The sequence below is a fragment of the Acinetobacter sp. 5862 genome (genome assembly GCF_024494585.1).
Lineage (GTDB): Bacteria > Pseudomonadota > Gammaproteobacteria > Pseudomonadales > Moraxellaceae > Acinetobacter.
Map to the genome: position 1 here is coordinate 1 of NZ_JANHGP010000063.1, position 10,030 is coordinate 10,030.

Consider the following 10,030-nt stretch of genomic DNA (forward strand, 5'->3'; position numbering starts at 1 on the left):
TCAGAAGTGAAACCTCTTAGCGCTGATGGTAGTGTGGCACTTGCCATGTGAGAGTAAGTCATCGCCAGCTTTTAAATACTAAACACCCCTAACCTAACGGTTAGGGGTGTTTTTTATTCTGAAGAAAGAGAAGTGCAATAAAAACCGATTGAATTAATAAAAGGTATTATCATAAGGAGAATTAAATATGCCATCACAAGCTTTTAAACATTTTAGAGTGAATATGATAGATGTTTATAGATTGATTGAATCTCATAATGAAATTAGCCCCAATCATAGAGGAAAGCGAGCACTAGGTCATTTGACACACAGTGGCGTAGTAATGTTATGTGCATGTTGGGAGTTATATAATGAATCTTTGATTATAGAGTCGGCTAGATATTTGGCAAACAAATTAGATAGCCCCTTTAATTTGCCAATTGATGTTCAAAAACATTTGGCTAAACATGTTAAAGAAGCTAGGCATGATTTGAAGCCATTGGAAATGTCAGGTTTGAGATGGAGATCGGTTTATGATGCAGCTTGTTGTAATGAAGTTAAAGCGTTAAATACTCCAAAAGCAGCGAAGTTGGAAATTTTATTTAAAAATTATTTAGGTTTTTCAGATGTTGTATCTAAATGGCCGAATGGCAAAAATGATATAGATGATTTTGTAACTCTTAGAGGTAATATAGCTCATAATGGTCGTTTTACAGATTATGTAACAATTACAGAGTTAAATACATATTGTCAGTTAATCTATCAAACGTGTTTAGCAATAGATTCTGAGATGTGTACTTTTCTCCATACGACTGTTGGATCAACTGTACAACCATGGAGAAAAGCTCCAAAATAAGCAGTTACCTCAATCTGTGATAAAGGTCAGAGCGAGGTCGCAGGGCAGAACATATGTAAGTGATTACGTATCTTAAAAGTCTTTAAATCATATATAAAAATGATAAACAAAAAGAAGCCCCTTCATCCTGAGGGGGCTTCTTCATATTCAGTTTATTGTCGTTTATTTCCTTTAAACAACTACATCCTGTTGTTCTGAATGAGACTTCCTGTCTCTCTATGATTGATAGATTAAAGCTAAAGTTGATGGCAGTATATTGGTTAAAGACGCTGATTATTGTAGGTTTGAGCTGACATCTATCGCACATGATATTTTTGTAGCTTTTCAATCATGGCTTTGAGTGTCTTAATTTCAAATTCATTTGCCTCAAAAGTTTCTGTTTGGTTTCGTTTAAAAATATCTCGGATTTCAAGAACCGCATTAGAATCAACCAGCCCAAGTTGTGTACCTACCTGACGGATTTGATCAATTGAACGTGAGCCATTGGTTGAACCATATCCAATATAAGCAGCAGATTTGCCTTGCCATTCTTTACCGAGATAGTCCAAGGCATTCTTGAGTGCTGGACTATAGCCATGATTATATTCAGGGCTAATCAAGATAAATGCCTGTGCCTGCGCAATTTTATCTGCCCACTGCTGTTGTTTAGGTTGATCATAAATACCAGAAGCTGGAGGATGAGCACCTGCAAATAAAGGTAAGTCCCACTCTTTAAGATCGATGATTTCGGTTTGAATATCTTTTAATGCGAGTTCAGTGGTTGCTTGTAGTACCCAATTGGCCACTTTAATTGCCGTGCGGCCTTCGCGAACACTACCAACAATAATATAAATGAGCATAGTAAAATTCCTGTGTTATTGCTTTGATTTTAAAAATGAATACTTTTAATGATCTTATACTTTTCTTTAGCGTAAAAAAAAGCTCTCATTTGAGAGCTTTTTTGTTACATCAATTTGATGCCTTGCTGACCAGCCGGTGTGACTCTGAAAATTTCTACTTCAAAGGTAATATTTTTACCAGCAAGAGGATGGTTAAAATCAATTTCTGTAGTGTCATCATTGACGGATTTTACGATACCGAACAAGGTCGCTTTGGCTTTATCTTCAAACTCAATCATATGACCAACGATCGGACGTTGCTCAAACTTTACAGTATCGAAGATTTGGATATTTTCAGGATTCCAAGGACCAAACGCATCTTCAGGTGGTAAATGTACAGTACGACGGTCGCCTGCACGTAAACCAAACAATGCCTTTTCAAATCCTGGCAGTAAGTTACCATCACCAATTACGAGGCTGACGGGTTCTTCACGATTACGTGTATTGTCAATCTCAACACCATTTTCAATGGATACAGAAAAATGTAAGTCGACTTTTGAGCCATCTTGAATGCGAATTTCTTCGTTTGGTTGGATAATTTCAGACATTTTTTGTTTCCGCATTTTGGATACGTTTCTTTTCAAGGAAGAAAGTATCAATAAGTAGCAGGATTGTTCCTAAGGTAATCGCACTATCTGCAATATTAAAAGCAGGGAAGTGACTGTCTTGATAATAGACATGAATAAAGTCAACGACATAACCCAATGAGACGCGGTCTATGAGGTTGCCTATAGCACCACCGAGAATTAATGCAATTGCCATCGGAAGGATGATCATTTTTTTTGGCATTTTCATTAACCAAAAAATAAAGATAATCGAGACAAAGCCTGCTAAAGAAGTAAAAAAGTAACGTTGCCAGCCACCAGCATCAGAGAGAAAACTGAATGCAGCACCATAGTTATGCAGTAATGTCCAATTCAGGAAAGGTAATACAGGAACAGGATCGGCATAGTTTAAGTGTGTACTTGCAATCCATTTTGTCCATTGATCTAACACAATGGCAAGGACTGAAAGTCCAAGCCACATGAGATTATGAGGATAAAACTGGAACAAGCCTTTTTTTGCTTGTGTATTAGGCATACTTTCTCACTTCGCCACTGCCAGTGACGTTGACGATACAACGAGCGCATAAACCAGTATGACCAACGTGGGTATTCACGTCTGGCAATACATGCCAGCAACGTACACATTTTTCACCATCAGCCGCAGAAACTTTGACACGTAATCCTGAGAGATCCGTGTTTTCACCTTGTTCAGCATACGGGTAAACGATGACTTGAGACGTGATCAAGACGAAACGTAATTCATCAGCCAACTGATTTAATAATGTTTGTAATGCTTCATCTGCCCAAAGTTCAACTTTTGCAGATAAGTTACTACCAACAAGTTTAGCGTTACGTGCTGCTTCAATCTGTTTATTTACTGCTGATTTTACGCTAATCAATGTTTGCCAATCTGCTTCTGAAAGCAAGTTTGCTGTTGATGCCGTTGGGATGTCATACCATTCAGCAGTAAATACATATTTCTCAGTTTGCTCTGGGATCAATGGCCAAGCTTCTTGAGCAGTAAAGCTCAGGATTGGTGACATCCAGCGCACAAAAGCTTGTACTAAATGATACAGCGCAGTTTGTGCTGATCGGCGAGCTTGTGAATCCGCTTTGGTGGTGTACTGACGATCTTTGATGATGTCGAGATAGAAACCACCTAAGTCATTGATACAGAAATTGGTCAATGCGTTAGTTACAATGTGGAAGTTCATCTCTTCATAGGCTTGCTGAATGGTTTTTTGTACTTCAGCAGCACGTTGCAAGATGTATTGGTCTAATGCGATCAATTCGTTTACAGGTAAAGCATCTGTTGATGGCTTGAAACCATTTAAGTTTGCCAACAAGAAACGTAACGTGTTACGGATACGACGATAACCATCAGACGCACGGCTAAAGATTTCTTTACCTGCGGTCATTTCATATCGATAGTCAGCCGAAGCAATCCAGAAACGTAAACCATCTGCACCCATATCTTTGATGATGTCTTGTGGGGTGATGATGTTGCCTAATGACTTAGACATTTTACGACCTTTCTCATCCACGACGAAACCGTGAGTGAGTAGACCTTTATACGGTGCACGTTCATTAATCGCAATTGAAGTTAACAATGACGATTGGAACCAGCCACGATGTTGGTCTGAACCTTCAAGATACAAATCTGCAGGGTCTTGTAACTCTTCACGTTCACGCAACACTGCATAATGTGTAGTACCTGAGTCAAACCAAACGTCAAGTGTATCGCGTACGGCATTGTACTGTTCAGCATCTGCGCCAATAAAATCGCTCGCATCACGGTTATACCAACCATCAATCCCTTCTTGTTCGATCAGTTGAGCGACTTCTTCGATCAATTCAGGCGTACGAGGATGCAAAGCATTGGTATCTTTGTGTACAAAGAATGGGATTGGCACACCCCAAGTCCGTTGACGTGAGATACACCAGTCAGGGCGTCCTTCAATCATCGATTGAATACGATTTTTACCCCAATCTGGGACAAACTCGATGTCATTTTCAATCGCATTCAAGGCTGTCTGACGTAAACCTTTAGCATCCATGCTGATAAACCATTGAGGTGTCGCACGGAAGATAATTGGGGTTTTATGACGCCAGCAGTGTGGATAGCTGTGTTTGATTGGCTGATGCGCCCATAGACGACCGACAGCACCCAAAGCTTCGATAATTTTTGGATTGGCTTTGTAAATATGCTCACCCGCAAAAATCGGTGCAGTTGGTAAATATACGCCATTACCACCGACAGGATTATCGACTTTTAGGTTGTACTGTAAGCCAACTTTATAGTCGTCCACACCGTGTCCAGGAGCGGTATGTACTGCACCTGTACCGCTGGTTGCGATAACGTGTTCACCTAAAATAACAGGCACTTGGCGATCAGTAATCAGAGGATGTTGTAATAAGACATTCTCGATTGCTGAACCTTTAAAATCAGCCAGTACCACTGGATTTTCAAGCTTATAGCGCTCAATTGCAGATTCAACCAGATCTTTGGCAAGAATAAAGTTTTGCTTGCCATGCTCAGTTGTCACTTGAACCAATTGATAGTCAATTTCAGCATGGAGTGCAACGGCTTGGTTGGCAGGTAACGTCCAAGGTGTGGTTGTCCAGATCACAATATCCGTCACATCTTGGACATCAACACCAAGACGGCTGCTTAAATCTTTAAGATCAACAACTGTAAAGCCAACATCAATCGCATCAGACTTTTTATCTTCATATTCAACTTCAGCTTCTGCGAGCGCAGAACCACAATCCAAGCACCAGTTCACAGGTTTTAAGCCGGGTTCGATATGACCTGCTTTGGCAATTGCGCCAAGCGAACGAACAATGTCTGCTTCTTGCTTAAAGTTCATGGTGAGGTATGGATTATCCCAATCACCAAACACGCCCATGCGCACGAAGTCTTTTTTCTGTAATTCAACCTGGATGTAGGCATATTCACGGCAGGCTTTACGGAAAGTTGAGGCATCAACTTTAACGCCCACTTTACCGACTTTTTCTTCTACTTTCAGTTCGATTGGCAGACCGTGACAGTCCCAACCTGGTACGTATGGCGCATCGAAGCCATCCATAACACGGCTTTTAATAATAATGTCTTTGAGGACTTTATTGACTGCATGACCCAAATGGATTTGACCATTGGCATATGGAGGACCGTCATGAAGCACATATTTTTTCTTGCCAATACGCGATGCACGAATCTGCTGATAAATGTTGTCGGCATACCACTCTTCTAACCATTTGGCTTCACGCACAGCCAAATTTGCTTTCATGGCAAATTCAGTATCTGGCAAATTGAGTGTGGCTTTATAATCCACTGCATTTTCAGGAGTTTGCTTATCGCTCATGCAAGTTTTCTTCCAGTTTTATCAGTCTAAACTGACATGTATTACAAATGAAATTTAAATTTAAAAAGGAAATTCTGGTGTGCGTTCACGATAGTCTCGTAATTTTTGCACATCATCATCGATTCCAGCTTTGAGTGCTTCAAGCGAAGGATAATTCAGTTCACCATGTAGATAGTGAAGAAAAGTTACCCGCATCAATAAGCCATACAGATTAGCAGAAACATCAGGGAAATGTACCTCTAATCGCCATTCTGGTTGGTCTTGTTTGATGGCTGGGCGTGTCCCGACATGACCTGCACCAAACAAACTGTCAGTTTGATAGCCTGTTATCCCGTTGAGGGTAGGATCTGAATGTTTTACTTTTGCATTTAATGATGCATTTTCACAGACCACATCCACCGCATAAATCCCGTTTAAACAGGGTTTGTGACGGTTTAAACGCACATTAATGGTTGGAAAATCAAGGGTTCGACCAATCTGATCTCCATATTGCACTCGGCCTGTGATGCTATAAGGACGGCCCAAGAGTTTGGCTGCTAATGCCAGATCACCTTCTTGTAGAACTTGACGAATACGGGTTGAACTGACACGTTCACCATTTAAAGCGACGGTATTTAAATTGGTCACGTCAAAGCCATAATCGCGTAAAAATTCGCTGTTGCCTTGGCGGTCTTTGCCAAAATGAAAATCATCACCTAGCACTAAGCTTTGTGCATTGAGTTTTAATTTAAGTAGATCAGCAAATTCAGTGGCATTTAAACTTCTAAAATATTGGTCAAATTTCGCAACTGCAATGTAGTCCACACCGAGTTCAGTTAAATATTCTACTTTTTCTCTGAGCGAGCTGATGCGAGGAGGTGCATCATAAGCTTTAAAAAATTCAAGCGGTTGTGGCTCAAAAATCATCACTAATGTTTTTAAGCCTTTGGCATCAGCCAATGTTTTCAGTTGGGCAATCATCGCTTGATGACCAAGATGGACACCATCAAAATTGCCAATCGTTACCGCAGTCGGCGGTAACTGAAAATCTGGCGATAATGCGTTGAGACGAAGCAACTTCATGGGCGTTAAATACAGTGATTTTGCAAAGGCTATATATTGCCATATTCTCAGCGTTTCGTCTTGTTGTTGTGTTTTTCATCAGTAAAAAATTCGGAGAAAGGCTTTTTAGGATGATTGCTTAGCCCGCTTTATTCTGGTGGATAATTCGCTACACTACGCATTTTAAATTGTTGGATGATCACGATGCAGTCTGATATTGCTTTAATCATGGCATTGCCGAATGAATCAAAGGGTCTGTTTGAGCAGGCAGGCATTCAGGTTCACTATAGTGGCATTGGCAAAATTAATGCAGCATTCAAGGCATTTGAGGTGATTCAAAATACGGGATGCAAAACGCTGATCAATTTAGGCAGTGCAGGCAGTTCGCACTTCGATGCACATAGTCTGGTTGAGGTGATTACTTTTGTACAACGGGACATGGATGTGTCACCGCTGGGTTTTGCCGTAGGTGTGACACCGATGGATGAGGACATTCCTGCCGAAATCCATGTTCAGCCGCATTTTGAACATTTACCTAAAGGGATCTGTGGTACAGGTGACTCCTTTGAAACAGGACAGCCAAAAGTATCCTGTAATCTGGTGGACATGGAAGCCTATGCCCTCGCCAAAGTGTGCCAGAAGCTTGGGGTGCGTTTGATTTCAGTCAAATATATTACAGATGGTGCCAATGATACGGCTCATTTAGATTGGGAAGAGAATCTGCTGATGGGGGCACAGAAATTATTGGCGCTGTATCAAGCCCATTTTTAAATGCAATGGTTGAATACTGTGGTATGTAATTAGTGGACTTATTTGTGGTGGGTGAGTTGTTGAAACTAAAGTGTTATTTTGTGTTGAGTTCGCATAATGCCCATTATGTTAAATAGTTCTCTTTTTAGATAAATATACATGTTTTCAATACATGCTAATTAGAGATTTTACACTCAAGCAATTCTATAAAATTTTAACTTATGTGTACCTCTACTTTTAACTTCGGTTATTTATGGGAGGATTACCCAACAGTACCCACCAAATAGCCAGTAGTAGTAGCTTTTGGTCAAAAAATACGTGCATTTTATTTTTATTTGAGTAATGTGTTAATTATTGTAAATCAAGCAGAAGAAGTGCTTCATGATTAACATTGAGCAGATGTCCATAGTTCTTGATACATTACCTGACCCTGCCTTTATCTTGTCCCGAAGTGGAAAGTACGTTGCGGTATTTGGTGGTCGTGATAAGCGCTATTATCACGATGGTTCCGGTCTCGTTGGTCTGTATATTTCGGATTTAATCAAGCCTGATAAGGCCAACTGGTTTCTTGAACAGATTGGCCGGACTCTGGAGTCTGGAGAACTAATCATCGAAGAGTACGAATTGAGCAACAGTGATGTAAAAGGTCTACCCGATCATGGTCCTGAAAAACCGATTTGGTTTGAAGGACGCATCCAGGCACTGAGTTTTTCTGTGGACGACGAAGATGTGGTGCTCTGGGTCGCAAGTAATATTTCAAAGCGACACGACCTGGAAATCAGACTGAGAGAACTAGGCGATACCGATCAGCTAACTGGCCTTTTCAACCGAAGAAAACTAGAGCATGAGTTGACGCTAGACTATGAGTCATACGTACGGTATTCAGTGCCAACTTCCATCTTGATGTTGGATCTTGATAACCTAAAAAAAATCAACGACGGCAAGGGGCATCACGTGGGCGATGAGGCGATTCTTGCAGTAGCTAACATTCTTCGCTCAACACTACGGAAGACTGATTGTGCCTGCCGCTTGGGTGGTGATGAGTTTGTGGTTGCCTTGCCCAATACTGAGCATGAGCAGGCAATTCAGTTTGCCAAGCGTATACATGACAGTTCCAAAAAAGAGTTAAGCCAGTTTTCAGTGGACAGTTCAGTTGTCACGGTTAGTATTGGGGTGACAGTTATAGTGCCGGAAGATCGTTCATACAAAGACACTATCAAACGAGCTGATCTAGCTCTATATGAAGCTAAAAATGCGGGGAAAGACAGAATTGTATCGGCCTGAGAGCGCTGTTACGAATAACGACTTAAGTCAATGATATTCGATTCAAAAAAATCTTAGAGACCAAAAACGCTACTATTATTTCCATAATGCTAACACACGGTTTTGATTCTTTTCGGCTTTTTTGCATGAAGCTTTTAAATATAGAGTTTCTCCAAGCTAAACAAATTTAAGTGACAATTCGGGTATGTGGTCGGTCTAACTCTTTAACTTTGTTTAAAGCTGCTATATGGATATTAAAAATTAAGTTTATCTAAAATTAACATAATACACCTTATGCGAAATTCTTTAATTTTTCTTTTATTATCAATATCTTAACTAAATTCTTTTCAGTAAACGGCGTTCTGGAACGGTTTTTCTTGATCTTTCACGTTTCATGTATGTTTATTAATCAATTTTCTATACTTTTGATTAGCTCAGTTGAATAATCGCCTTAATTATTTAGCAAGAAAAAAGCGACTAACACAGTCGCTTTTTTTGTGTACGCCAATCGCTAAAATTAAAGCTTGTAACTAAAGAAAATTTAACGTGGTAATACGCCGTATAACATCATATGCACAGTGTGCTCAACCGTGCGTTGAAACATGCTACGGTTACGTAAAGTTTTACCCGTAACCATTTCTATTTGCGTCGAAAAATCAGCATAGTTTTGAGTGATTGCCCAGATATTGAGAATCAACAATTCAGGGTCAATCTCTGCCGACAATTTACCTTGCTCTTGCCAAGTTTGAATCACCTTGGTTTTACGCTTAAATAGCTTTTTCAAAGGGCCTTTTAAGATTGGTAAAATATGCGGCGCACCTTGAATAATTTCGAGGGCAAATAAACGAGAAGCCTTTGGCTGATCACGTGAGCTTTCAATTTTTTGAATTAAATAGTGAGTCAGAGCTTCAGTTGGCTCAAGTTCTGATTCTAAGGTTTGTAAAGGAGCGAGCCATTTTTGCAGTACGGTTGTCAGTACTTCAACATAAAGTGACTCTTTATTTTCATAATAATAGAAAATATTGGATTTATGCATATTTGCGAGCTGGGCAATCTCATCTAGACTAGCTCCACTGAATCCATAGACGGAAAAAACATCGAGGGCAGCATTCAGCAGTTGATTGCGCTTTTGTGTACTTTTTTTCTGTTCCATCTGCGAGCTTGATTCAAAAAATGTCATTGACATTGTAAGATAAATTGTCCGATTTGTGCACAATAACACAGTTTTTTTGTCGAAAAATACGCAGTTCCAAGATGAATTGAAGCGATCTAATTGATTAGGACTTACGCACTATTATTTATAGATTCTCTGTGGTAGGAGATGATTTTTATCGAGAATAAAGTCATCAATGA

9 protein-coding genes are annotated in these 10,030 nt (G+C 39.9%); 3 read left to right on the top strand and 6 right to left on the bottom strand.

The window, feature by feature from the left end; all coding sequences use genetic code 11:
- Positions 1-187: 187 nt before the first annotated feature.
- Positions 188-835 carry a HEPN domain-containing protein gene (locus NO346_RS12570; protein ID WP_256415376.1) on the top strand — a complete coding sequence of 216 codons (648 nt, stop codon included), beginning with the start codon at positions 188-190 and terminating at the stop codon, positions 833-835.
- Positions 836-1,131: 296 nt separating this feature from the next.
- On the opposite strand, the gene NO346_RS12575 is transcribed toward NO346_RS12570, so the two are convergent.
- The 5 genes from NO346_RS12575 to ribF form a co-directional block, all read right to left on the bottom strand.
- A complete protein-coding gene (locus NO346_RS12575) occupies positions 1,132-1,674 on the bottom strand; it encodes an NADPH-dependent FMN reductase (protein ID WP_256415377.1) in 543 nt (180 codons plus the stop codon).
- A gap of 104 nt (positions 1,675-1,778) precedes the next feature.
- Positions 1,779-2,261, bottom strand: coding sequence for a peptidylprolyl isomerase (locus tag NO346_RS12580; protein WP_249570887.1), 483 nt, complete (start codon positions 2,259-2,261; stop codon positions 1,779-1,781).
- On the bottom strand, positions 2,254-2,793 hold the full coding sequence (gene lspA, locus NO346_RS12585; protein WP_004907358.1) for a signal peptidase II: 540 nt from the start codon (positions 2,791-2,793) through the stop codon (positions 2,254-2,256). The genes NO346_RS12580 and lspA overlap by 8 nt, the downstream gene beginning before the upstream one ends.
- On the bottom strand, positions 2,786-5,623 hold the full coding sequence (gene ileS / locus NO346_RS12590; RefSeq protein WP_256415378.1) for an isoleucine--tRNA ligase: 2,838 nt from the start codon (positions 5,621-5,623) through the stop codon (positions 2,786-2,788). Before ileS ends, lspA begins: the two co-directional genes overlap by 8 nt.
- A 60-nt stretch (positions 5,624-5,683) precedes the next feature.
- Positions 5,684-6,685 (bottom strand): bifunctional riboflavin kinase/FAD synthetase, encoded by a 1,002-nt coding sequence (gene ribF, locus NO346_RS12595; RefSeq protein WP_256415379.1) that lies wholly within the window; start codon positions 6,683-6,685, stop codon positions 5,684-5,686.
- Positions 6,686-6,868: 183 nt separating this feature from the next.
- Here ribF and NO346_RS12600 point away from each other — a divergent pair, with 183 nt between their 5' ends.
- The gene (locus NO346_RS12600) at positions 6,869-7,435 is read left to right on the top strand and encodes a 5'-nucleosidase (RefSeq protein WP_256415380.1); all 567 of its coding nucleotides are present in this window, start codon (positions 6,869-6,871) and stop codon (positions 7,433-7,435) included.
- A 360-nt stretch (positions 7,436-7,795) separates the two neighbouring features.
- Positions 7,796-8,698 carry a GGDEF domain-containing protein gene (locus NO346_RS12605; RefSeq protein WP_256415381.1) on the top strand — a complete coding sequence of 301 codons (903 nt, stop codon included), beginning with the start codon at positions 7,796-7,798 and terminating at the stop codon, positions 8,696-8,698.
- 520 nt (positions 8,699-9,218) lie between these two features.
- On the opposite strand, the gene NO346_RS12610 is transcribed toward NO346_RS12605, so the two are convergent.
- Positions 9,219-9,830, bottom strand: coding sequence for a TetR/AcrR family transcriptional regulator (locus NO346_RS12610; protein WP_256415382.1), 612 nt, complete (start codon positions 9,828-9,830; stop codon positions 9,219-9,221).
- Between the last annotated feature and the right edge of the window lie 200 nt (positions 9,831-10,030).